The following is a 23,754-nucleotide window of genomic DNA, read 5'->3' as shown; positions in this document are numbered from 1 at the left end:
TATATTGTATAGATTTTTACTAGGAAAAAGGAGCGATACTATGGGGAAATACAATTTTGACCAGATCATCGACCGGAAGAACACCAGCTGCCTGAAATATGACTTCGGCATGCAGCGGAAGGGACGCACGGATCTTTTGCCTATGTGGGTGGCGGATATGGATTTTGCCCTGCCGGAAGAGATCCTGGCTGACTTCCACAAACGGATCGACCACGGGATCTTCGGTTATACGGATCCGGATGCCGAATATTACGCAGCGCTGGACCGGTGGTTCTCCGTCCATCACGGCTACCATATCCAGCCGGAATGGGTGACCCTGGGCTGCGGCGTGGTCTATGGCTTGGCCACTGGGGTGAAGGCATTCACGGAGCCGGAGGATGCAGTGCTGATCCAGCAGCCGGTGTACTACCCCTTCAGAGAAGTGATCGAAGACAATGGCCGGAAGTTCGTCAATAGCCAGCTCCATTATGAAAATGGAAAATATACCATAGACTTCACTGATTTTGAGCAGAAAATCGAAGATAACAATGTAAAAGTATTCCTGCTGTGCAGCCCCCACAACCCGGCAGGACGGGTATGGACCAAAGAAGAGCTGACCCGGATGGGGGATATCTGCTTGAAACACAACGTGATCATCTTGGACGATGAGATCCACTGCGACTTCGTCTATGCGCCCCACCATTTTACCAGCTTCCTGGCCCTGGATGAAAAGTACAGAGACAACCTGGTTGTTTTCAACTCCCCCAGCAAGACCTTCAATGTGGCGGGACTCCAGCCCGGGAATATCATTATCCCCAATAAAGAACTCCGCCGGAGATACCGGAAGGCCAACGCCGCCGCCGGCTACAGCCAGGGCAGCATCATGGGCCAGGTGGCGGTGAAGAGCTGCTACACCAAAGGGGATGAATGGGTGAAGGAACTGGTGGAGTACATTGCCGGGAACATCGCCTGGGTCCGGGATTTCGTGAAGGAAAATTTCCCCAAAGCCACCTTTGTGGAGCCGGAAGGGACCTATCTGGTGTGGATCGATTTTTCCGGCTACGGACTCTCTGATGATGAATTGGAACACTTGGTTACTGATGAGGCCAAACTGTGGCTGGATTCCGGGAAGATCTTCGGACCGGCTACCGCCCAGTTCGAACGGTTCAATATGGCCTGTCCCCGGTCCACAGTGGAAAAGGCCTTCCAGCAGCTGAAGGCGGCGTTTGCTTCTCTTGAAAAATAATATACTTTAAAGTATAATACTCGTAAGTATAATACTTACGAGTATATTTTTTAAGGGGGGAAGGATATGATCGGACGGGAAAAAGAACTTTCGGTACTGGAAGAAGCCTATGGAACGAAGGGATTCCAGTTTTTGGTGATGTATGGCCGCCGTCGGGTAGGGAAAACCACCATACTCCAAGAATTTGCCCACAGGCACCCTTGTCTGTTTTTCTCGGCCCAGGAAAAGAATGATGCCCTGAACCTCCAGGATTTTTCCCGTTTGATCCAGACCCGGCTGCTGGGCAGTCCGGTGGCTCCTTTTGAGGGTTGGGAACAGGCCCTGGATTTCATTACCGCTCGGGTCAATCCCCAAGAAAAAACCGTTCTCATCATCGATGAGTTTCCGTTTCTGGCTGGGCAGAATCCTTCCATTAAAAGCATTTTTCAGCATGTGATCGACCATGCCTGGGAAGGGAAGAATATTTTTCTGATCCTTTGCGGCTCCAGTGTCAGCTTCATGGTCAATGAGATCATGGGATACCAGAGTCCTCTTTACGGACGGATTACCGGACAGATGGAAGTCCAGCCTTTTTCCTATTGGGAAGCCGCTGCTTTTTTTCCTAATTGGGATCCGGGACAGCAGCTTCTGGCTTACGGGATCCTGGGGGGGATTCCCCGGTATCTTCGGGCCTTTGATCCCGGGCTGTCCTTGGAAGAGAACATTGCTCGGAAAATCCTTTCTCCCAATGCTTTTCTTCATGACGAACCCCAGATGCTCCTGCGGATGGAACTGCGGGAACCGGGGGTTTATAACAGCATCCTGGAGGCCATCGCAAATGGGGCCAATCAGGTGACCCGGATCGGGGACCGGATCCATGAATCCAATGAAAAATGCAGCAAATACCTGCAGGTACTCCAGACCCTGCGGCTGGTGCAGCGGACCGTTCCCTGCGGAGAGCCGGAACGGAGCAGAAAGGGGATTTATGAACTGACGGATTTCTTTTACACCTTCTGGTATCGGTTTGTGTTCAGCCGGGAGAATTACAATCAATTGTTGGGAGAAAAAGAGGCAGCCCGTGAAATCATGGAAAACCTTCCGGATTATATGGGGCCTGTGTTTGAACGGATTTGCAAGCAGTATCTCCAGGATAAAGCCCGAGCGGGAAAACTGCCTTTCGTTCCGGCCAAGATAGGTAAATGGTGGGGGAACAATCCAGTGCTGCGGCAGCAGGATGATGTGGATATCCTGGCCTTGGACCGGACCGGGACCCGAGGCCTTTTCTGCGAATGCAAATACAGGAATCGGCCGCTGCCCATGGAGGAATACGAAGATTTGCTCACTGCCACCCTGGCATTTCCCCAGATCCGTGAAAAATATCTGCTGTTTTTCAGCAAGGGAGGCTATACCCAACCGGTTAAAGAAAGGGCAGCCAGGGAAGGAGCCCTCCTGTTGGGAGTGGAAGATCTGTACAGCTAGCCCTTCCCCAATGCGGGGTGGAAATGGTATACTTATCGTATCCAATCTCCTGGATCCTGATCCTAATAGCCCTTACAGGCTATGGGATTTTTTTATACAAAAACTATGGAAGAAAGGAGGCCCTCTCTCATTATGGGCATCACCAAATTGACACTGGCTCCCCAGCAGAAACAGCAGCTGAATCTCCATCTGGTCCAGCAGATGAAACTGCTCCAACTGGGAGCCCTGGAACTGGAACAGTACGTCCAGGAGGCGGTGGAGGCCAATCCTCTCCTGGAATTCCCCAGTGAAGTGACAGGTCCGGCCTGGCAGGAAACGGCCCAGGAAGCATATCGGGGGAAACGGATCCGGGATAAGGAGGATGACCCCCTTCCGGATCCGGTGGCCAATGCTTCCCGGCAGGAAAAGACTCTCCAGCAGGTGGTGGAAGAACAGCTGGGCTGCCTGTCTTTGTCTGATCAAGAGCGGGCCCTGGCTTTTTATATTGCGGGGACCCTGGACAGCCGGGGCTGGTGGACGGAGAGTGTGGAAGAAACCGCCCGGGCCTTTGGAGTTCCTGAAGAGCAGGTCTTGCAGGCGCTGCAAAAGGTCCAGCAGCTGGAGCCGGCAGGAGTAGGGGCACAGAATCTTTCCCAGTGCCTGCTGCTGCAGCTGGAACAGGCACCGGAGGGGACGGAACTGGCACGGAAGATCATCCAGTCGGGACTGGAACAGTTGGGACAGAACCAAATCCCGGCCTTGGCTAGGAAATTCCATGTGACGGCTCGGGAAGTCCTGGATGCCAAAGCCCAGATCTGTGCTTTAGATCCCAAGCCGGGAGCCCGGTTTGCGGAAGCCGGACCAGTGGTGTACCAGCGGGAGGATGCCCGGGTGGATGATACTGGAGCAGGGCTGCAAGTCACGGTGTACGATACCTGGGGACGGAAATTCGTCCTGAACCAGGAATATCTGGACTGGGCCGGAGAGCAGGGGAATGGGCAGGTAAAAGCCTACCTGAAGGAGCAGCTGGGAAAAGCCCGGCAGCTCCAGCAGATGCTGAAAGAACGGCAGCAGACCCTGCTGTTGGTGTTCCAGGCTCTGGTAAGCCATCAGGAACCTTTCTTCCGGCTGGGACCCGGGCACCGGCAGCCTTTGAAACTGGCTGATCTGGCAGAAGAGACAGGGCTGGCCATTTCTACGGTGAGCCGGGCCCTCCAGCATAAGGTCATTGCCTGCCGCTGGGGAAGCTTTCCAGCAGGGAGCTTCTTGGTAGGACAGGCGGTTACCCAGTCTGCGGGGGCGGTGACCGAGGAAAAACTCCAGGAGCTGATCCGGAAAGTAATCGAAGAAGAAGACAAGCGGAAACCTCTCAGTGACCAGGGAATCTGTGATGCCCTGGCCCGGCAGGGCATCCGCATGGCCCGGCGGACGGTGAACAAGTATCGGGTCAAGATGGGCATCGGAGACAAAAGCGCGAGAAAAGAGTGGTAAAGGGGCTGTGAAAAAATGAGAAATCATTTTTTCACAGCCTTTTTTAAATTATCTTAAATTCCGTAAAACTATTTACAATTCAAACGCAAATGAAACAATGAAATGTGAACGAAATGTGAAACACTATACATAAACTATTTATAAGTTATAATAAAGATAGTTCGGAAATAACCGAACGAAAAAGGAGGGTTATTATGGGAATGAATAGCAAAGTGGAAACAATGGCTCGCAAAGAAACCGCTGGTGTAGAAGAGAAGATCCTGGAACTGTTCGCTCCCAGCCTGTCCGGAAGCGATGTCCCCAGTCTGAAGGACTGGGATCCCATGGGATATTTCGATTTCGAATAAAAGGAATCGGTCCCTGGCAGAAAAGTAAGAGAGCAGGAGGGATGGATCATGGGAATGACAGCCAAGAGCGGTTATGCGATGACGAAAAAATTGGAAATCTTGTTGGAAATCCTGACCCTGGGGACGCTGGACTCCAGTACGGCAGAATCCAAGATCACCGGGTATGAAGTGGAGGTCCCGGGGATGGTAAGACGGGAATTTAGGGTATAAAAGGGAGGGGCTGTGAGCTGACCCCCAATTGTTAGACCAAAAATCTAACAATTGAGGGTCAGTTTTTTATGGCAAAACACAGCTATGAATTTAAGAAAAAAATAGTACTGGAATATTTGAACAGTGACGAAGGGTGTATTTCTATTTCACGTAAATATGGGATGGCAAGTAGCAGCCAGCTGCTAAAGTGGGTTGCTGCTTACAAGGCATTTGGTGATGATGGACTGAAAAGATCCCGCTCTCAAAAAATATACTCTTTCAAAGAAAAACTTTCTGTGGTAGAGTCTTACTTAACAAATGAAATCTCATATCAGGAACTAGCAATTCAAGTAGGGATCAACAACCCATCAATGATTGCCAGATGGGTCAATGAATTTAGAATTGCGGGACCAGATGCTTTACGGTCACATAAAAAAGGCAGGAAGAGAACTTTGAACAAATCTCAAACCAAAAAAACAGATACCCAGGTTCAGCAGCCGATGGTCGACATCAGTGTGGAACATGTCAAGGAGTTAGAGGATGAAAATCTTAAACTCCGTATAGAGAATGCTTTTTTAAAAGAACTGAGGAGACTGCGTTTAGAGGACGAAGCAAAAATGAGAGAGTTGCGAAAATCATCTCCAGTCTCCGAAGATCATTCAAATTGAAAGACCTTCTCTCCTATACTCAAATGCCCAAAGCGACCTATATGTACTGGCAGAAACGGTTTGACCGCGTGAATCCAGACCAGGAAGTAGAGGACAAAATACAGGAAATCCGCAGCCAGCATAAAGATTATGGATATCGGCGCATGACCGGTGAGCTGAAGAATCAAGGGATTTGCGTGAACAAGAAGAAAGTTCAACGTATCATGCAGAAACTGAGCCTTCAGGTAACATCCTTTACCCGGAAAAGCCGTAAATACAGTTCCTATAAGGGTAAGGTAGGGACCATTGCTCCGAATAGAATACATCGTCGTTTTGAGACGAATATCCCACATCAGAAGATTACGACCGATACTTCAGAATTCAAATATTATGAAGTAGATACACAGGGACATCTGACCCTGCACAAGCTTTATCTGGATCCTTTCCTGGACATGTTCGATGATGAAATCATCAGCTATGGAATAGCCAAACGTCCTTCGGCTGAAAGCATACTGGAAGCTCAAGCTGAAGCAATCGAAATTACTGCTGATTGTCCATATCGAAGAACGTTTCACTCCGATCAGGGCTGGGCATACCAAATGAAGGCCTATACCAGGAAACTAAAAAAAGAACGAATTTTTCAGAGCATGTCTCGAAAGGGTAACTGTCATGATAACGCTGTAATGGAAAACTTTTTCGGCTTAATGAAACAGGAAATGTATTATGGAGTGATCTACTACAGCTACGAAGAACTAAAAGCCGCTATCGAACGATACATCAAATACTATAACGAACAAAGGATCAAGGAAAAACTGGGCTGGAAAAGTCCTGTTCAATACAGGCTTTCTTTGCTGGCAGCATAAAAAAGTAACGAGACAGTAAAAACCATCTCGTTACTAAGGTCTAACTTTTTGGGGTCACATCACTGCTGCGTTTGCAACAGCCCCTTTTCCTGCTTATTGATAAATCCTTCTCAGGAAGCTAGAATAATAAAAAAAGACTGGGGAGGAGTATCCTATGGCATACAATTTTACCACCATCAACAAACGGTATGGGAAAGGGTCCTTTAAATGGCAGGAAATGGCACGGTATGGGGTCCGTCCGGAGGAAGACATCATTCCTTTTTCTGTAGCGGATATGGAACTGGAAACGGCGCCGGAAATCAAAGAAGCATTGAAGAAAGAAATCGATGATTTTGTGCTGGGGTATGCCAATCCCACGGCATCTTATCGGGAAGCCTGCTGTGCATGGCAGGAAAAACGGCATCACTGGGCAGCCAAACCGGAATGGATATGTCCTTCCCATGGGGTGGTGGATGCTTTCTTCACAGCGGTGAAAGCCTATACCCAGCCGGGAGATGGAGTCATGCTGCTGACTCCGGTCTACTATCCCATGTACCATGCGGTCCTGGATACGGGACGGCAGCTGGTGGACTGCCCGCTGGTGGAGCAGGGGGACAGTTATGGAATCGATTTTGCCGATTTCGAGCAAAAGGCCAAAGCGTACCGGACCAAGATGCTGATCCTCTGCAGTCCTCACAATCCTACCGGTCGGGTCTGGACCCAGGAGGAACTCCAGAAGATTTCCGAAATCTGTCTGGCCAATGGAGTCTTGGTGGTCTCTGACGAAATCCACGATGATCTGATCATGCCAGGTTATGAGCATACGGTTTACGCCTCTCTTTCCCAAGAAGCCGGGCAGAACTGTTTGGTGCTGACGGCTCCCAGCAAGACCTTCAATTTGGCCGGGCTGCAGACTTCCAACATCTTCATCCCCAATGCTTCGCTGCGGGCTCAGTATATGGCGTACTTAAAAGAAATCAACCCCAATCCCAAGTGCAATCTCCTGGGATATCTTGCCTGTGAGACCGCCTACCGGCACTGTGAGGATTGGCTGGATCAATGTCTCCAGGTCATCGATGCCAACCGGAAACTGGTTGTTGGATCCATGGCGCAGAAATTCCCCCAGATCAAAGTCAAACGGCTGGAGGGGACTTATCTGCTTTGGATGGATTGGCGGGGCCTGGGATTGGATCATAAGGAACTGGAACGGATCAACCGCCAGGAGGCCCGGCTTTTCTTTGATGAAGGATACATCTTTGGAAAACAGGGAGAAGGCTTCGAGCGGTGGAACCTGGCCTGTCCCACCCGGTATATCCAGGAAGCCCTGGAACGGATGGAAAAGGCATATGGGAAATATGTAAAATAACGGAAAAAACAAGGGGTGCTGTACGTTTTGTGCAGCACCCCTTGTTTTTTATTTTGCTGTCAATTTTTTCAAAACCCTTTCCAGTACTTCTGCTGCCTGGCCGATGGGTCCTGGCTCCGTATATTCGTCCGGAGAATGGCTGATCCCTTTTACGCTGGGGACGAAGAGCATGGCTGTGGGCAGTTCATGCCCCAGGATCATGGAATCGTGGCCGGCCCAGCTGGGCTGGATCTGATAAGGGATCTTCAAGTCCTGGGCCTCCTGTTCGAAAAGATCCATCAGGCTTTGCTCCATGGGCAGGGGCGGGATCTGGTCCAGCTGCTTCCACTGGAATGTGACCTGGAAGGTCCGGGCGATTTTCTGGAGCTCTTCTTGGAATTCTGCCAGGGCAACATCCATGGTTTGATCGCTGGCAGAACGGATTTCCAGAGACAGCTCGGCTTTCCCTGGGACCACATTCCCGGCATCCGGGAAGACCCGGATATGGCCTACGGTAGCCACATACTGCTGCTGGGAAGCCAGGGCTTTCTCAAATACGGCAGAGATCCACCGGGCGGCGGCTGCCAGGGCATCCTTCCGGTCTTTCATAGCCGTGGTGCCGGCATGGTTGGCTGTGCCGGTGATGGTCACGGTGAAGTGGCGGATACCTACAATGGCAGAAACGATTCCCAGGGGCAGTTTGGCATCTTCCAGCGCCCGCCCTTGTTCGATATGGAGTTCCAAGAAACATTTTCCAGGCAGCAGATGGGGTGCAAAGGGATCCCCTTCCAAGCCGGCTTCCTGGAGCAGTTGGGACAGGGTACGGCCTTCTGCTGTCACGAAACGGTCAGGATCTTTGCCCTGGAGTTTTCCGGCCATGGCCTGGCTGCCCAGGCAGGGTGTCCCGAAGCGGGTCCCTTCTTCTTCTGCAAAGGCGATGATGGTCAGCGGCCGGTAGGGACGGAATCCCTTCTCGTGCCAGGCGGCTGCGATGGCCAGCGGGACAGTGATGCCCAGGGCCCCGTCATATTTTCCCCCATGGGGGACGGAATCCAGATGGGATCCGGTATACACCGGCGGAAGATCCGTTTCTCCCGGTACGGTCATGAGCAGGTTGCCCCAGCCATCCCGCCTGCACTGGAGGCCGATGGCCTCACCATAATGGCGCAGATACTGCTGGGCTTCTAGGAAAGGCTTGGACCAGGAAAGCCGGGTAGTCCCCTGGCCTTTTTCATAACCAAAAGCCGAAAGCGGTTGGAAGAGTTCCTGCCAGATGGTTTGCAGTGTTTTCATTGTATGGACTCCTTTCGTAAGGCCTGTTTCCAGGTCTGTACTGCTTTCTGGAAATCTGCCAGGAGATCCGCTTTGATCTGGGGCAGAGATTTGACAAAGAAAGTGGCACTGATGGTCAGCAGCAGACGGCCTTTTTCATCGTACAAAGGGACGGCCAGGCTGCCTACGTCATTGAAGAATTCTTCGATTTCCGTAGCATAGCCGTTTGCCTGGATGACTTTCAGCTGTTCCCGGAGCGCTCTGCTGGATTGGATGCTGCAGGGGGTATAGGCCCGGTATTCCAGCTGTTCCAGCAGCTCTTCCCGGCCATGGGTCACTTCATCCAGGAGCAGCAGTTTGCCGGAACTGGTGGCATGGAGGGGCAGATCCGTGTATTCACTCATGACGATGTAGTAGGCCTGTTTGGTGGGATAGGCACAGTAGACGCTGAAAATCTGATTCTGGTAGACCATCTGGAGGCTGGCAGAAAAATGGTATTTCTCAGCAACCGCATCTACCAAGGGCTTAAAGAGCTCCACATACCGGTCGATATCCTGACGGATCATGGAAGCCTTGGTCATAAAATAATAGCCCAGTTTGTAGAAGCCGCTTTCCCGGTCACGGAGGAGCAGCTGGCTTTCTACCAGGGTGTTCACGATGCCCCGGGCAGTATTGATGTTCAGTCCGGTCCTTTCACTGATGGCGGCCAGGGGAAGACTGGGCGTCGTAGGGGTGAAGCAGTCCAGGATCTGCACGGCCCGCTGGATGGACTGGATGGGTTTTTGTAACTTTTTTTCCATAAAAGAACTCCTTTGGACAGACCATTTTCTTTAATTAGAGTAACACAAAAGATTTTGATTGACAAACAGGAATATTGGTGATATAAAACCTGTATAAAACTACAATGCAAAAATAAAAACGACAATGTAGTCAAACAGAAGTGAATCACTAGGGTAATGCGGCGTAGGATTTACTATTTTGAAAAAAGGGGAGAAAAAATGGCAGAAAAACAAGAAAAGCAGTTTACCCTAAAGGAAAAGTTGGGAGCATTGGGACCTGGTTTCCTGATCGTAGGCTCCTTCATCGGGCCGGGGACGGTGACCAGTTCCACCAAAGCCGGGGCCGATTATGGTTTCCAGCTGTTCTGGTGCATCATTTTCTCAGTCATTGCGGTCATTGTGATGCAGGGGATGGCAGCCCGGCTGGGAATCGTGACCCAGATGGGACTGGCCCAGAACCTGGTGAAAGATTTTGAGAACCGCCCTGTGCTGCGGACTCTGCTGTGCGGCCTGGTGGCTGTGGCCATCACCATTGGCGGATTTGCCTATATGAGCGGGGACCTGACCGGGACGGCCATCGGCATCAGTGCCCTTACGGGGATTTCTACCCGGATCATCGCTCCCGTATGGGGCCTTTGCATCCTGCTGCTCCTGAGCTTTGCCGGGGATGCCCTGAAATACTTGGAAAAACTGTTGGGAGCCTGTGTCATCATCATGGCAGTGGTGTTCCTGGTGACCATGTTCGTGGTGAAACCGGATCTGGGAAAACTGCTGGCCGGCTGTATGCCCAGCATTCCCAAGGGTGGTCTGATGACCTGCCTGTCCCTGATCGGGACCACTGTGGTGCCCTATAATATGTTCCTCCATGCAGCTTCTGCCAAACGGACCTGGCACAGTACCGATGAACTGCCCCTCTGCCGGTTCGGGACCAATGTTCCCATGATCATCGGCGGCATCGTCACCGGGGCCATTATGGTGACGGCCGCAACCGTCATGCTGGGGATGCCTGTCCGGAACGCCATGGACATGTCCATCCAGCTGGAACCCACTCTGGGGACCTTTGCCAAACCTTTCATGGCCATCGGTCTGGTGGCCGCCGGGGTTTCCAGCGCCGTCTGCACTCCTATGGGAGTTTCCTATGTACTGGCCGGCCTTTTCGGCTGGGAAACCAACCGCAGTGACAAACGGTATACCATCACCAATTTCCTGGTTCTTTTGACCGGAATCATCATTGCCGGTGCCGGGTTCAACCCCATTGCCCTCATCATGGCGGCCCAGATGGTCAATGGTGTGGTGCTGCCCGTAGTGGTGGGAGTGACCATTTATCTGACGGCCAGCCGGAAAATTATGGGGCAGTTTGCCAACAGCACCCTGGAAAATGTGCTGGGGGGAGCGATTTTCATCATCTCTCTGATCCTGGGTGTCAGCAGTGTCATCAGTTTGCTGTAAGAAAGGCCTTTGGCCTGACTGTTATATTTTAAAGGAGATGTTTTGACATGAGAGAAAGCAAGCCAACGATTTATGATCCCAATTTCCTGCCCAATATGATTTACAGCGGGGTGCCGTCCTGGCTGAATCTGTCCGTGATCGAAAACGACGAGGACCTGAAGAAAATCGATGCGGCAGTGGTAGGGGTGCCCTGGGAAGGGGGCTGCACCATCGGCGGTTATTCTTCCACCACGGAAGGCCCGAAGGCGGTCCGTTCCACTTCCATCCGTTACACGGGGTTCCTGCCGGATTATAATCTGGACTGCTTTGATTATCTGCGAGTGGCAGATTCTGGTGACGTAGCCACCCAGAACGGCAACTATGACTTTACCTTCCAATCCATCCGGGAACGGATCGGCAAACTGGCTGATGCCAAGATCATTCCCATCACCATCGGCGGGGACCATGGGATCGCTTACCCCATCATCAGTGAAATCGCCAAACGGCATCCCAAGAAGGTCGGGGTCCTGCATTTCGATGCCCACCTGGATAACTACTCCCATTTCGGGGATGACGAACTGTCCCGCTGTTCTCCTTTCTACCGGGTATACAACGATCCCAATATGGATCCTACGAAGATTGCCCATATCGGGATCCGGGGACCCAGAAACCATCGGGAAGAATACAACAACGCCATGAAATATGGCGCAACAGTCATCCGGGCTATCGACGTCCATGAAGATGGCTGGAAAGCTGCCATTTCCAAAGCTCTGGAAGTGGTCAGCAAAGATACGGAATACATCTATATCACCGTCTGTGCAGACAGCCTGGATGCGGCCAACATGCCGCAGGCACCCCAGGATATGGGGGGCTTGACTTCTTATGAACTGCTCATGATGCTCCATGAAGCAGGACTGGCAGGCGCGCGGGGGATCGACTTCGTGGAAACATATCCGGAAGTGTTTACCCTGCAGACGGCGGCCCATGTGGTCAACTGGGCCTTCCTGTATTACCTGAATGGCCTGGCACAGCATATCAAAGACAGCAAATAAGGCATTCTGGAGCGTTGTCCGGCTGTCCGAAAAACAGAGGACGGTGTGTGCAAGCAAAAAGGGGAGTGAAAAACTTGAAACCGCAAAAAATGGAGGAACCGGTTTCCATGTTTGTCCTGTTCGCCCGTTTCTTTTCCATCCTGGCGAAGAACCTGGAAAAGGAATTCGGGGCCAAGGGCCTGGAAATCCTGAAACAAAGCGTCATCGACTGGGGGGTGGCACGGGGCAAAGACATTGCCCGCCGGGCTGCCCAACGGGGACAGAAAAATGATCTGGCTGCTTATCTGCCCAACTACGATATGGAGCGCAGCGAGCTGTTCGGATATGATACGGAATACGGCAAGGAGGAAATCAACCAGGATTTCGACCGCTGTGTATTCGCCAAGACCTGGATGGATGCCGGGGAAGAGAAGTATGGACGCATTTACTGCGAAAACATCGATCCGGCCATCTGCAAGGGCTACAATGAAGATCTGGAATGTATACATGACCATATCATGTATAAAGACCATCACTGCACCTTCTGCTTCCGGATGAAGAAGAAAGACTGACTGGTAAGGGGGTTGTTGCACGCAATGTGCAGCAGCCCCCCTCTTGCATCTGGATTCCGGAACCGCTACAATACGAAGAAAAGACCCAAAGGAGAGTGCACCATGATTCTATTCTATGGAAGTAAAATCTGCATCGACTGCCGGAACACCCTGGCTGTCCTGCAGGCACGGAACCTGGAAGATCAGTTCCGCTTTGTAGATATGACGGCGGATACGGCCAATATGAAGGCCTTCCTGACTCTGCGGGACCGGGAACCGGCTTTTGCGCCTGTGCGGCAAGGGGAAAAGGGACAGTCCTTCATCGGGATCCCTGCTTTTGTCCGGGAGGACGGCAAGGTGACCCTGGATCTGGATGAAGCCTTGGATTGGCTGGGGCAGCCGCCGGTACGGGATGAAGAAATCCAGGAAAAATAAGGCGGAACCCGTTTTGGAACAAGAAAGGAGCGTCACCATGAAGACTTTCCATACCGTTGCATTTCAATATGGGCCAGGAGGCGGCAATCCCTGCCCGGTGACCCTGGAGGCAGATGGGCTGACCGGGGAACAGATGCAGCAGATGACTTTCCAGTTCCAGCAGGAAGCGGCTTTCCTACTGTCTCCTACTGCGCCGGGCTGTGATGTGAAACCTCGGTATTTCGTCCCTCTCCACGAAATGGAGATGTGTGTCCATGCCACCGTTGCCAGCGCCATGGTGCTGGTGGATCAGGGCATCATCCAGCATTCTCCCATTGTCTTTGAAAGCCATTACGGCCCGCTGCCGGTGGAATGGGAACGGAAAGACGGAGAGATCCTGATCCGGGTGGAGCAGTTCCTGCCGAAATTCTAGGCTAAGCGGCCTTCCGATGAGGAACTGTGCCGGGTCCTGGGGATCCCCCAGGAAGCGTTGGGAAAGGGGCCAGTGGAATCGGCAGCGACTTCTCGGATGAAACTGATGGTCCCCTTGGCAGCGCCTCACTGGGTCCATGAAGTGAAACCGGATTTCCCGGCGCTTTGGGACCTTTGTGACCGCTGTGAAACAACTGGGTTTTATATCTTTGCACCGGAAAACAACCGCCCAGACAACGTTGTTTTTCATGCCAGACAGTTCCCCAACCGATCCGGCTACAATGAGGATCCGGCAACGGGAGTGGCGGCTTCCGCACTGGGGGCCTATCTGGTCCGTCATCAGCTGATCCCGGTGGCGGAAGGCTGGAACCCCTGCACCGTCTACCAGGGGGAAGCCATGGGCCGGCCCAGCCTGATCCGGGCAGAGACCCAAGTCACCGGAGGAAAAATCACCAAGACCCGGATCTGCGGGACTGCATGTTATGAGAAGTGAACAGAAGAAGGGGGTGTTGTACGCAACGTGCAACACCCCCTTCTTCTGTTACGAACCATACACTTCCGGACAGCTTTGTTTGAATTGTAAAAAACATGTAAAAATTCAGTAAAGATATGGTAAAATAACCTCGTAAAACACTTTGCCCGGCAAAGAGATTCCAATAAGGGAGGCTGAATTACCATGAATCTGAAGAAGTGGCTGTCTGTAGGGATGCTGTGCGTGTTGGCTGCAGGAATCAGTGCCTGCGGCGGAGGCGGGGCGATCCCCGGTTCCAAACAGGACAAGAAATCTGCAGGGAATACGGTGATGCTGTATTCTTCCATGCAGGAAGACCAGCTGAATGCCATCAAGAAAGCGTTTGAAAAGAAATATCCGGATATCAAACTGGATTATTACTTTGCCGGGACCGGGAAAGTGATTACCAAAATCGCTACGGAAGCGAAATCCGGCCAGGTGGCGGCAGATGTGATCTGGGTAGGGGACCCGGCGGACTACATCGGTTTCAAGAAAATGGGGATCCTCCAAAAATACACTTCTCCGGAAGCCAAGGCCATCGATCCGGTCTTCATTGACAAGGAAGGCTACTACACCGGTGCCCGGATGATGAACATGGGCATTGCCTACAATCCCCAGAAGGTTTCCAAGGAAGAAGCTCCCAAGACTTGGGAAGATCTCCTGGATCCCAAATGGAAGGGCCAGATCGTCATGACGGATCCCGGCACGGCGGGTACCACAAAATATGCAGTAGGGGCCCTGATTTCCAATTCCAAGTACGGGAAAGCCTATTTTGAAAAACTGAAGGAGAACGGCACGGAACTCCAGTCCGGGACCACGGCGACCCACAACCAGATTGCGGCCGGTGCTTATAAAGTAGGGATGTGCCTGGATTACGTCACGGAAAACCTGAAGAGCAAAGGTTCCACCATCGAATTCGTCTATCCGAAGCAGGACATCATCTCCATCTACAGCCCCATCGCCCTGGTGAAGGGAGCCAAGAACGAGGAAAATGCCAAGAAGCTCTATGACTTCATCCTTTCCAAAGAAGGCCAGGAAGTCCTGGTACAAAACAATATGCTGTCCGTCCGCAAAGATGTGAAACAGAAGGGTGTGACCATTGAGGAAATCGCCAAGAATGCCATGAAGGTGGATCTGGAGAAACTGGCTGCCAATGCCAAGAATGTACTGGATGAATTCGATGCCATCTTCAAGAAAAATTAACGTCGGAACGGACGGCAGGACAGTCTGCCGTCCGTTTTTCAGGAGGTGAAAGTATGGCCGATGTTCGGTTCAACCATATTACCTTCCACTATGGGAAAAAGTGCATCTTTGAAGATCTTTCCCTGACCGTGGAAGAAAGCCAGATCATGTGTCTGGTCGGCCCTTCCGGCTGCGGCAAGACGACCTTGGTCCGCTGCCTCTTGGGGTTCATCAAACCGGAGACAGGCTCCATTTATGTAGGGGACCGCTGCCTGTTCGACGCGGAAAAAGGCATCGACGTATCTCCGGAGCATCGTCACATCGGGGTGGTATTCCAGGATTATGCGGTGTGGCCCCATATGACCGTGTTGGAAAACGTGCTGTATCCCATGAAGAAGATGCGGCTGCCCAAAGAAGAGATGAAGGCAAGAGCCCATCATGCCCTGGAACAAGTGCGGATGCTGGGCTATGAGGAACATCTCCCCAGCCAGCTTTCCGGGGGGCAGCAGCAGCGGGTGGCCATCGCCCGTGCTTTGGTGAGCAGTGATGAAGTGATCGTCATGGACGAACCCATCACCAACCTGGATGCCAAGCTGCGGGAAGAAATGCTCACCGAGATCCGTTTGATCCAGCATGATATCGGGACTACCATCCTGTACATCACCCATGACCAGGAGGCGGCTCTCCAGCTGTGTGACCGGATGGCCATCATGGACCGGGAAGGGAAGCTGTGCCAGATCGGGGAAGATGAGGACATCATCTTGCGGCCGGCCAACCGGTTCGTCTTTGAATTCATCGGGGTATCCAACTTCTTCCCTTTGGTGCGGGAAAATGGACACACCTATCTGGTGGCCGGAGAGAAATTCCTCTATGATGAATGCCCTCCGGAAATCTTTGCCAGCGGCAAGCCCATGGAAATGGGGAGCCGTCTCAACGATATGGTCTTTGACGACCAGTCTCCTATCCGGGGAAAAATCACCCGGAGCGTGTTCCTGGGAAGCGAATACGTGTATTTCATCCAGCTGGGGAACCGGGAGATCCGGATGCAGGTCAATGCCCTGGATGTGATGCAGAACAATAAGGTGGAGGAAGGCCAGGAAGTGGGTTTGCGTTTCCTCCAGCCCCGGTATTATGAAGCCAGAAAGGAGGACCATGATGAATCTGCGTAGAACCCGCCAGGGGTCGTCCGATCTGGCGGCCCTGGACGGAAAAACCTTCAGCCTGGATAAGGCCATGACGCTGGTCAGCTTCGTCCTGCTGTTCGTCATCGTCTTTATCCCCATTTTCATGATCGTCTACAATGCTTTCTTCTATGAAGGGCATCTGGACATCGAGATGTTCAAGACCGTTGTATTCAGCCAGGATAATATCAGTGCCATGACCCATACTGTCATCATCGGCCTCAGCGTGACGGTGGTGGGGACGATTATCGGTCTTTTCTATGCCTGGCTGCTGGGGCGCAGCGACATCCCCTGCAAGAACCTGATGCGGGCCTTGTTCATGATCCCTTACATGTTCCCGCCCTTCTTCGGGGCCATGGCTTGGGATATGCTCCTTTCGGGACGGGGCGGCTATGTGAACACCTGGCTGATGAACACCTTCCACCTGGCGTCGCCGCCGTTCAATATCAATTCCCTGGGCGGTATCATTTTCGTGGAAGTCTCTTATTATTTCCCCTTTGTGTTCATGCAGGTGGTCAGCGCCCTGGAGCGGATGGACCCCACCCTGGAAGAAAGTGCCCGGATCGCTGGGGCCAGCCAGGGGACCGTCATCCGGAAAATCACCATCCCGCTGGTGACTCCGGCCATTTCCGCAGGGGCCCTGCTGATCCTGATCTCTTCCCTGGCCCATTTCGGGGTGCCAGCCATCCTGGGCTTCTCCAAACAGATCTATACCCTGCCTACGGTGATCTATGCCTACATCGACCGGGCTGGGGGCAGCTTTGAGGGGATCCGTCAGGGAGCAGCCCTGTCCATCCTCCTGGTCTTTGTGGTCACCATGGCACTGATCCTGCAGAAAGTGGTCCTTTCCAGCGGGTCCTATGACATCATCAAAGGCAAGAGCATGCGTCCCACCCTGATCAAGCTCCGGGGGGCCAAATATCCCCTGCTGCTGCTGGCGGTGCTGACATTGGTCCTCATCGTGCTGGTCCCCCTCATCATGATCTTCCTGGAAGGATTGGTGAAAGCCTATGGGCTGCCGCTGATCCCGGCGAACTTCACCCTGGACAATTTCCACAACATCATCACCAGCAAACAGACCATGGATGCCATCCGGAATTCCCTGTTCCTGTCTGTCAGCGCCGGGGTCCTCTGTATGTTCCTGGGCGTGATGATCGCCTATGTAGTCATCAAGATCAAACCCAAAGGGAAGGAAATCCTGGAAATGCTTTCCGTCCTGCCTTATTCCATCCCTGGGACTGTGCTGGCCATCGGGGTGATCCTTTCCTGGTCCGGCCAATTGGGCATCAGCCTGTATAACACCATCTGGATTATTTTGGTGGCATACATGGCCCGGTACCTGAGCTTCTCTATGAAGAGCGCTTCCGCATCACTCCAGCAGGTCCACCCGTCCCTGGAAGAAGCGGCTCGTGCCTGTGGGGCGTCTCATACGGAATCCCTGAAAGACATCACCTTGCCTCTGATCCGGCCGGCCATGGTAGCTGGGTTCTTCCTGATTTTCCTGCCCTCCATGCGGGAACTGACCACTTCCATCCTGCTCTATGGACCCTATACTCGGACTCTGGGGGTGCAGATCTTCGCCCTCCGGGACAGCGGACAGATCCCTCAGGCTTCGGCGCTGGCGGCCGTGGCCATCTGCATCATCATCATCTGCAATTTCATCGTTACCCAGATCACCAAAGACAAGAAGGGGGTGTAAAACGTGACTGACCAAATTGTGCTGCGGCACGTGACCAAACGTTTTACCACCAAAAAATTGGGCACCATCACAGCTGTCAATGATTTCAACCTGACCGTCCGAGAAGGGGAATGTTTTTCCTTCCTGGGACCATCGGGCTGCGGCAAAAGTACCACCCTGCGGATGATCGCCGGGTTCGAAGACCTGTCAGAAGGGGAAATCGAACTGTGCGGCCGCCCCGTCTCCGTCAAAGAGAAGAACATCTATGTGCCTCCGGAAGAGCGGGGATTGGGGATGGTGTTCCAGGCCTTCGCTGTCTGGCCCCATATGAATATCTTCGAAAATGTAGCCTTCCCGCTGCAGATCCGGAAACTGCCCAAGGCGGACATCGTACAGCGGGTGAAAGAGGCCCTGCACCATACCAGCCTGGATGGGATGGAAGAAGTCTATCCCAGCGATCTTTCCGGAGGACAGCAGCAGCGGATCGCCCCGGCAGGTGGATATCGTCAATGAAGTGTTCTCTCCTTCGGAAGAAGACATTGCCTATGCCAGGATGGTCTTCGAGGCCATCGAGGAAGGAAAGAAACTGGGCAGGGGGGCTGTGGCCCTCCATGGGAAGATGATCGACAAGCCCATCGTGGATCGGGCTGCCCATGTACTGGAAATGGCTTCCCATATGAAAAAGGAGGTGTTCCCGGATGACTAAGCTGGTAGCTTCGCTGACCGAGGCCATACAGAAATGCGGGCTGAAGGACCATATGACCATTTCGTTCCATCACCATCTCCGTAATGGGGATTATGTGCTCAACAGTGTCTTGGACGCCGTCCGGAGCCTGGGCATCAAAGATCTGACGGTCAATGCCAGTTCCCTTTTCGATGTCCATGAACCTTTGCTCCAACACATCCAGGAAGGAACGGTGGGCGGCATCGAAACCGATTACATGGGGAAGGCCGTTGGGGAAGGGATCTCTCACGGGATCCTGGCCAAACCAGTGGTGTTCCGGACCCATGGGGGACGTCCGGCTTCCATCGATACAGGGCGGAGCCACATCGATGTAGCGTTCATTGCGGCGTCTCAGGCAGATGAACAGGGAAACTGCACCGGAAAGTATGGAAAATCTGCCTGCGGGGCCCTGGGGTATGCCATGAGCGATGCGGCCCATGCCGATAAGGTGGTGGTGGTCACCGATGAACTGGTTCCCTATCCGCTGGGAGGATTTTCTATCCCGGAAACAGAAGTGGATTATGTGGTCCAGGTGGAAGCCATCGGGGATCCCAAAGGGATCGTTTCCGGGACCACCCGGATTACCCGGGATCCAGTGGGACTTCGGATGGCGGACATGGCGGTCAAGGTGATCCGGGCTTCCGGCCTGCTGAGGGACGGATTTTCCTTCCAGACCGGTGCCGGAGGAGCATCTCTGGCAGCTGCCGTATTCCTGAAAGATCTGATGGTGGAGAAAAAGATCAAAGGAAGTTTCGTCATGGGAGGCATCACCGGGTACCTGGTGGATATGCTGGAAGCCGGCTGTTTCCAGAACATCTTGGATGTCCAGTGCTTTGATCTGAAAGCGGTGGAATCTCTGGCCCATGACCCCAGGCATGTGGAGGTCTCTGCCAGCCATTATGCTTCGCCTTTGGCCAAAAGCAGCATCGTGGACAGCCTGGATGCGGTGATCCTTGGTGCTACCCAGGTGGATGTGGATTTCAATGTGAATGTCCATACCAATTCCCAGGGCGTGATCATGGGGGGCAGCGGGGGCCACAGCGATGCAGCGGCCGGGGCCAAACTGGCTATGATCGTGGCACCTCTGAGCCGGGCCCGGATGCCCCTGATCGTAGACCGGGTCCAGACCATTTCCACGCCCGGAAAGAGCATCGATGTAATCTTGACCCAGCGGGGAATCGCCGTCAATCCCCAGCGGGGGGACTTGCTGTCCAAATTCAAGCAGGCCGGGCTGCCCGTGCGGTCCATCCAGGAACTGAAAGATATGGCGGAACAGATCAACGGCATCCCCCAGCCCCTCCAGACCGGGGACCGGGTAGTGGCCAAAGTGGAATACCGGGATGGGACAGTGATCGACGAAATCAGGAATGTGCTGTGAATGGAAGAGGCAGAAGAGTTATGGCATGGAAAACGGATTTCTGTGCCATAGCTCATTTTTCATAAGAAAATATTGAAATTTCCAGGAAGAAAGATTACAATAAAAAAGAAATTTTGCAAAACATCATAGCTTATATGTTTATAAAAACGTATTCATGGAAACTTTTGACGATTGGAGATGAACAGCAGTGGGGTTTTCTTTTGATTCGTCCGCTTACCCATATGCTTCCCGTAGAAGGGTCGTATTTGCCCGGAAGGGGATGGTTTGTACGGGGCAGCCACTGGCTGCACAGGCTGGCCTTCGTATCCTCCAGGAAGGGGGCAATGCCATCGATGCAGCCATTGCCACGGCAATTTGTTTGACCGTGGTAGAGCCCAACTGTAATGGGTTGGGAAGTGATGCTTTTGCACTGGTGTGGTTCAAAAACAAGCTGTATGGACTGAATGGGAGTGGGTATGCACCTGCTTTGCTTACACGGGATGTTGTGAAAAGTGCTGGACATGATGAAATGCCGCAAAGAGGCTGGCTCCCGGTGACTGTTCCAGGTGCTGTTTCTGCATGGGCTGAGCTTCATAAAAAGTTTGGCAGACTTCCCTTTGAAAAGCTTTTTGGACCAGCTATAGAATATGCTGCAGAAGGATATCCGGTCTCTCCGACAATCCAGAAATTCTGGGAAGCGGGGAAAAATCTTTTCATGAAGTATAAAAGCGATCCGGCTTTTGCAGGCTGGTTCGAAACTTTTATGCCGGATGGAAAAGTCCCTCAGGTTGGGGAAACGGTGGCTTTGCCCGATCATGTAAAAACATTAAAAAAAATTGCCGAAAGTTATGGAGAAAGCTTCTATCGGGGAGAACTGGCTGAAAGGATGGATCGCTTCAGCAGAAAAACCGGTGGTTATCTCCGGAAGGAAGATCTGGCTTCTTATCGGGCAGAATGGGTCGATCCCATCCATGTAGATTACAGAGGCTTTGATGTATGGGAGATTCCGCCCAATGGACATGGTATCACGGCTCTCATGGCATTGAATATCATGAAGGGATTCCATCTGGAAGCGCGGGAAACAGCAGACAGTTATCATAAACAGATCGAAGCGATGAAATTGGCTTTCGCAGATGCCAGACAGTATGTGGCTGATCCTCGGTATATGAAAACCCGGGTGGAAGATATGCTGAGTGAAGCCTATGCTGATGAAAGAAGGAAACTCATCAGTGATAAGGCAATTCTTCCCACCTGTGGAAAACCTTTCAGCGGAGGGACCGTTTATCTGTGTTCCGCTGATGGGGAGGGCAATATGGTCTCTTTCATCCAGAGCAATTTCCGAGGGTTTGGTTCAGGCATCGTCATTCCTGGGACTGGTATCGCTCTGAATGACAGAGGGAATAATTTCAGCCTGGATCCATCTATGGATAATTGTCTGGCCCCAGGAAAGAAACCTTATCATACGATCATTCCAGGATTTTTGACCAAGGGCGGAGAAGCCGTAGGACCTTTTGGCGTCATGGGCGGATTCATGCAGCCGCAGGGACATTTGCAGATGATCCTGAATACCATTGATTTCCATATGAATCCGCAGGCTGCTCTGGATGCCCCCAGGTGGCAGTGGATCCAAGGGAAAGAAGTAGAAATCGAGGCCCAGACAGATCCTCAAATTATAAAAGAGCTGGAAGCAAGAGGCCACCAGGTCATCGTAAAAACAGACCGGACCGGTTTTGGCAGAGGACAGATTATCTGGAGAAATAAAGAAGGAGTCCTGGCGGGAGCAACGGAACCGAGGACTGATGGAACCGTCGCGGCTTATTGAGTCCATAAAAATGATTTGCTGCACATGGAAAAGTACGTGCAACAAATCATTTTTTTTTGCGATGTTTCCTGTCGGAGATAGGATATATAAAAAAAGATACACTTTAAAAAAGAAGATGTGAATTTAATGTGACACGAAACAAAAAATATATAAATGAATAAATAAGGATTTATAATTAAAAACGTTCAAAATAAAATTACAAAGAGAGGGACATAAAAGCAAATAATTTATTAATATGTAATTATTTTAAAACAACTTGTTCATGGATTTAGCTGAATATGAACCATATTTTGATGAGGGGTGCTTTGAATGTTCAAAAATTGGAAGAAGACAGTTAGCATTATTTTACCAGGAATCTTACTGATGGGAATGCTTTCGGGATGTGGCAAGGGTAGCCAGAAAAGCAGCAGTGCAAAGAATTCGATTACGATTTCGCTGCATCAGGATCCACCGAAACTTGATCCTATGCTTTCCAGTGCATTTGTGGATCGGATTGTTTTCCAGAACCTGTATGACAAATTGGTGGATCTTGACAGCAAAGGCAATATCATTCCCATGCTGGCCGAAAAATGGGAAATCAGCCCTGATGGGAAAACGTATACTTTCCATTTGAAGAAGGGCGTAAAATTCCATGACGGGACGGAATTCAACGCTGAAGCCGTTAAATTCAATCTGGACAGAGACCGGCAGAAAAATTCCAACCGAAAGGGAGAACTCAGTGCTGTGGCAGAGGTCAAAGTCGTTGATCCACTGACAGTACAAATCGTGCTGAGCAGACCCTATGCACCGCTGCTTTCCCAATTGACGGACCGGGCAGGGATGATGGTGTCTCCTGCAGCTGTAAAGAAAGACGGGGATAAATTCCAGAACAATCCTGTGGGGACAGGTCCTTATAAATTCCAGGAACGGAAAAAAGGCAATCAGCTTGTCCTGGTAAAGAATCCGGACTATTGGAAAAAAGGATATCCGAAAACCGAAAAATTGATTTTCAAGATCATGACCGATTCCAATGTGGCTTTGGTTAATTTAAAAAGCGGTCAAGTGGATATGACCAACCGCTTCCCTCTGAATGAAGTCAGCAAGTATGCCAGCGACAGCAAAATCGGGATCGTCAATCAGCCGGGGCCTGGTTTCAAGGGTATAATATTCAATTTGAAGGATCCAGCTTTCCAGGATAAACGGGTCCGTCAGGCAATCAACAAAGTGATCGATCGGGAAGCCATTGTCAAAGTAGCTCTGTTTGGAGTAGGGACGCCTGGACGGTCGGCTTTGTCTCCCACCAGCTGGGCTTATGATGCTGAATCGGATAAACCACAGGCCGTTGATGTGGAGGGTGCCCAAAAACTCCTGGCAGCTGCGGGAAAAGAAAATGGATTCAGCTTCACTATCCTTACTGACTCGGATCCGGTTTCTCAACAGGCCTGCCAGCTGATCCAGAAGCAGCTGAAAGCCATCAATATCGATATGAAAATCCAGAAACAGGATTTTGGGACGTTACTGGACCGGACCCAAAAGGGTGATTTCCAGATGGCCTATATGGGTTGGAGCGGGAGAACTGATCCTGATGGAAACTTCTACAGCTGGGTCTATTCTGAAGGCACGGACAACTTCATGAAGTACAGCGATCCCGAAATGGATCAGCTCCTGGAAGAAGGACGCAGCCTCACGGACCAGGGAGCACGTAAGGAAGTCTATAAAAAAGTCATGCAGAAACTGAATGAGGATGTTCCTTATATCTACCTTTACCATGAAAACAATGTATTCGGTCTTTCGAAAGCTGTAAAGGGCTTTACTCCTGTTCCAGACGGCATGATCCGTACTTTGGATATGACAAAAGAATAAGAACGTATAAGGTTAAACGAGGTGCGG

21 protein-coding genes and 2 pseudogenes are annotated in these 23,754 nt (G+C 51.7%); 21 read left to right on the top strand and 2 right to left on the bottom strand.

Annotation, left to right across the window (positions count from 1 at the left end; translation table 11 throughout):
• Positions 1-40: 40 nt before the first annotated feature.
• The 8 genes from BQ2657_RS02765 to BQ2657_RS02740 all read left to right on the top strand — a co-directional run bounded on the left by BQ2657_RS02765 (position 41) and on the right by BQ2657_RS02740 (position 7,544).
• Positions 41-1,225, top strand: coding sequence for a MalY/PatB family protein (locus BQ2657_RS02765; protein WP_075579268.1), 1,185 nt, complete (start codon positions 41-43; stop codon positions 1,223-1,225).
• Between the two features lie 66 nt (positions 1,226-1,291).
• The gene (locus BQ2657_RS02760) at positions 1,292-2,683 is read left to right on the top strand and encodes an ATP-binding protein (protein ID WP_075579267.1); all 1,392 of its coding nucleotides are present in this window, start codon (positions 1,292-1,294) and stop codon (positions 2,681-2,683) included.
• A gap of 132 nt (positions 2,684-2,815) precedes the next feature.
• A complete protein-coding gene (gene rpoN, locus BQ2657_RS02755) occupies positions 2,816-4,153 on the top strand; it encodes an RNA polymerase factor sigma-54 (protein WP_075579266.1) in 1,338 nt (445 codons plus the stop codon).
• A 194-nt stretch (positions 4,154-4,347) separates the two neighbouring features.
• Entirely contained in the window at positions 4,348-4,500 is a 153-nt protein-coding gene (locus tag BQ2657_RS12960) for a hypothetical protein (RefSeq protein ID WP_154667102.1), read from the top strand.
• Between the two features lie 48 nt (positions 4,501-4,548).
• Entirely contained in the window at positions 4,549-4,710 is a 162-nt protein-coding gene (locus BQ2657_RS12955; protein WP_154667101.1) for a hypothetical protein, read from the top strand.
• 68 nt (positions 4,711-4,778) lie between these two features.
• Positions 4,779-5,357, top strand: coding sequence for a helix-turn-helix domain-containing protein (locus BQ2657_RS13550; protein ID WP_075578809.1), 579 nt, complete (start codon positions 4,779-4,781; stop codon positions 5,355-5,357).
• Positions 5,324-6,199 (top strand): IS3 family transposase, encoded by an 876-nt coding sequence (locus BQ2657_RS13545; protein ID WP_408607743.1) that lies wholly within the window; start codon positions 5,324-5,326, stop codon positions 6,197-6,199. The genes BQ2657_RS13550 and BQ2657_RS13545 overlap by 34 nt, the downstream gene beginning before the upstream one ends.
• A 154-nt stretch (positions 6,200-6,353) precedes the next feature.
• Positions 6,354-7,544, top strand: coding sequence for a MalY/PatB family protein (locus BQ2657_RS02740; protein WP_075579265.1), 1,191 nt, complete (start codon positions 6,354-6,356; stop codon positions 7,542-7,544).
• A 48-nt stretch (positions 7,545-7,592) separates the two neighbouring features.
• Here BQ2657_RS02740 and BQ2657_RS02735 read toward each other — a convergent pair whose 3' ends face one another.
• Together BQ2657_RS02735 and BQ2657_RS02730 are read right to left on the bottom strand one after the other, a co-directional pair.
• Positions 7,593-8,816 carry a M20 family metallo-hydrolase gene (locus BQ2657_RS02735; RefSeq protein WP_075579264.1) on the bottom strand — a complete coding sequence of 408 codons (1,224 nt, stop codon included), beginning with the start codon at positions 8,814-8,816 and terminating at the stop codon, positions 7,593-7,595.
• Positions 8,813-9,595, bottom strand: a complete 783-nt coding sequence (locus tag BQ2657_RS02730) for an IclR family transcriptional regulator (RefSeq protein ID WP_075579263.1) — start codon at positions 9,593-9,595, stop codon at positions 8,813-8,815. Before BQ2657_RS02730 ends, BQ2657_RS02735 begins: the two co-directional genes overlap by 4 nt.
• Positions 9,596-9,793: 198 nt before the next feature.
• Between BQ2657_RS02730 and BQ2657_RS02725 the strand changes: the two genes are divergently transcribed.
• The 13 genes and pseudogenes from BQ2657_RS02725 to BQ2657_RS02660 all read left to right on the top strand — a co-directional run bounded on the left by BQ2657_RS02725 (position 9,794) and on the right by BQ2657_RS02660 (position 23,727).
• Positions 9,794-11,023 carry an Nramp family divalent metal transporter gene (locus tag BQ2657_RS02725; protein ID WP_075579262.1) on the top strand — a complete coding sequence of 410 codons (1,230 nt, stop codon included), beginning with the start codon at positions 9,794-9,796 and terminating at the stop codon, positions 11,021-11,023.
• Between the two features lie 47 nt (positions 11,024-11,070).
• The gene (locus tag BQ2657_RS02720; RefSeq protein ID WP_075579261.1) at positions 11,071-12,054 is read left to right on the top strand and encodes an agmatinase family protein; all 984 of its coding nucleotides are present in this window, start codon (positions 11,071-11,073) and stop codon (positions 12,052-12,054) included.
• Between the two features lie 74 nt (positions 12,055-12,128).
• Complete coding sequence (locus tag BQ2657_RS02715; protein WP_083236153.1) at positions 12,129-12,605, top strand: L-2-amino-thiazoline-4-carboxylic acid hydrolase; 477 nt, start codon at positions 12,129-12,131, stop codon at positions 12,603-12,605.
• Positions 12,606-12,707: 102 nt separating this feature from the next.
• Positions 12,708-13,019 carry a hypothetical protein gene (locus BQ2657_RS02710; RefSeq protein ID WP_075579260.1) on the top strand — a complete coding sequence of 104 codons (312 nt, stop codon included), beginning with the start codon at positions 12,708-12,710 and terminating at the stop codon, positions 13,017-13,019.
• Positions 12,958-13,923: pseudogene (locus BQ2657_RS13200) on the top strand (PhzF family phenazine biosynthesis protein). Before BQ2657_RS02710 ends, BQ2657_RS13200 begins: the two are co-directional and overlap by 62 nt.
• A gap of 183 nt (positions 13,924-14,106) precedes the next feature.
• Entirely contained in the window at positions 14,107-15,144 is a 1,038-nt protein-coding gene (locus BQ2657_RS02695; RefSeq protein ID WP_075579257.1) for an ABC transporter substrate-binding protein, read from the top strand.
• Positions 15,145-15,197: 53 nt separating this feature from the next.
• The gene (locus tag BQ2657_RS02690; RefSeq protein ID WP_075579256.1) at positions 15,198-16,292 is read left to right on the top strand and encodes an ABC transporter ATP-binding protein; all 1,095 of its coding nucleotides are present in this window, start codon (positions 15,198-15,200) and stop codon (positions 16,290-16,292) included.
• Positions 16,279-18,003 (top strand): ABC transporter permease, encoded by a 1,725-nt coding sequence (locus BQ2657_RS02685; protein WP_083236150.1) that lies wholly within the window; start codon positions 16,279-16,281, stop codon positions 18,001-18,003. Before BQ2657_RS02690 ends, BQ2657_RS02685 begins: the two co-directional genes overlap by 14 nt.
• A 3-nt stretch (positions 18,004-18,006) precedes the next feature.
• Positions 18,007-18,477, top strand: a pseudogene (locus tag BQ2657_RS02680) (ABC transporter ATP-binding protein); the annotation flags it as partial.
• Between the two features lies 1 nt (position 18,478).
• Positions 18,479-18,688: a hypothetical protein gene (locus tag BQ2657_RS02675; RefSeq protein ID WP_075579255.1), complete on the top strand. Its 210-nt coding sequence runs from the start codon at positions 18,479-18,481 to the stop codon at positions 18,686-18,688.
• A complete protein-coding gene (gene citF / locus BQ2657_RS02670; RefSeq protein WP_075579254.1) occupies positions 18,681-20,084 on the top strand; it encodes a citrate lyase subunit alpha in 1,404 nt (467 codons plus the stop codon). Before BQ2657_RS02675 ends, citF begins: the two co-directional genes overlap by 8 nt.
• Before the next feature lie 259 nt (positions 20,085-20,343).
• Entirely contained in the window at positions 20,344-21,885 is a 1,542-nt protein-coding gene (locus tag BQ2657_RS02665; protein WP_083236149.1) for a gamma-glutamyltransferase family protein, read from the top strand.
• A 483-nt stretch (positions 21,886-22,368) separates the two neighbouring features.
• The gene (locus BQ2657_RS02660) at positions 22,369-23,727 is read left to right on the top strand and encodes an ABC transporter substrate-binding protein (RefSeq protein WP_187119163.1); all 1,359 of its coding nucleotides are present in this window, start codon (positions 22,369-22,371) and stop codon (positions 23,725-23,727) included.
• Positions 23,728-23,754 lie beyond the last annotated feature (27 nt).

This window comes from Acidaminococcus massiliensis, from assembly GCF_900095825.1.
Lineage (GTDB): Bacteria > Bacillota > Negativicutes > Acidaminococcales > Acidaminococcaceae > Acidaminococcus > Acidaminococcus massiliensis.
This window is presented reverse-complemented; position numbering and strand designations above follow the sequence as displayed.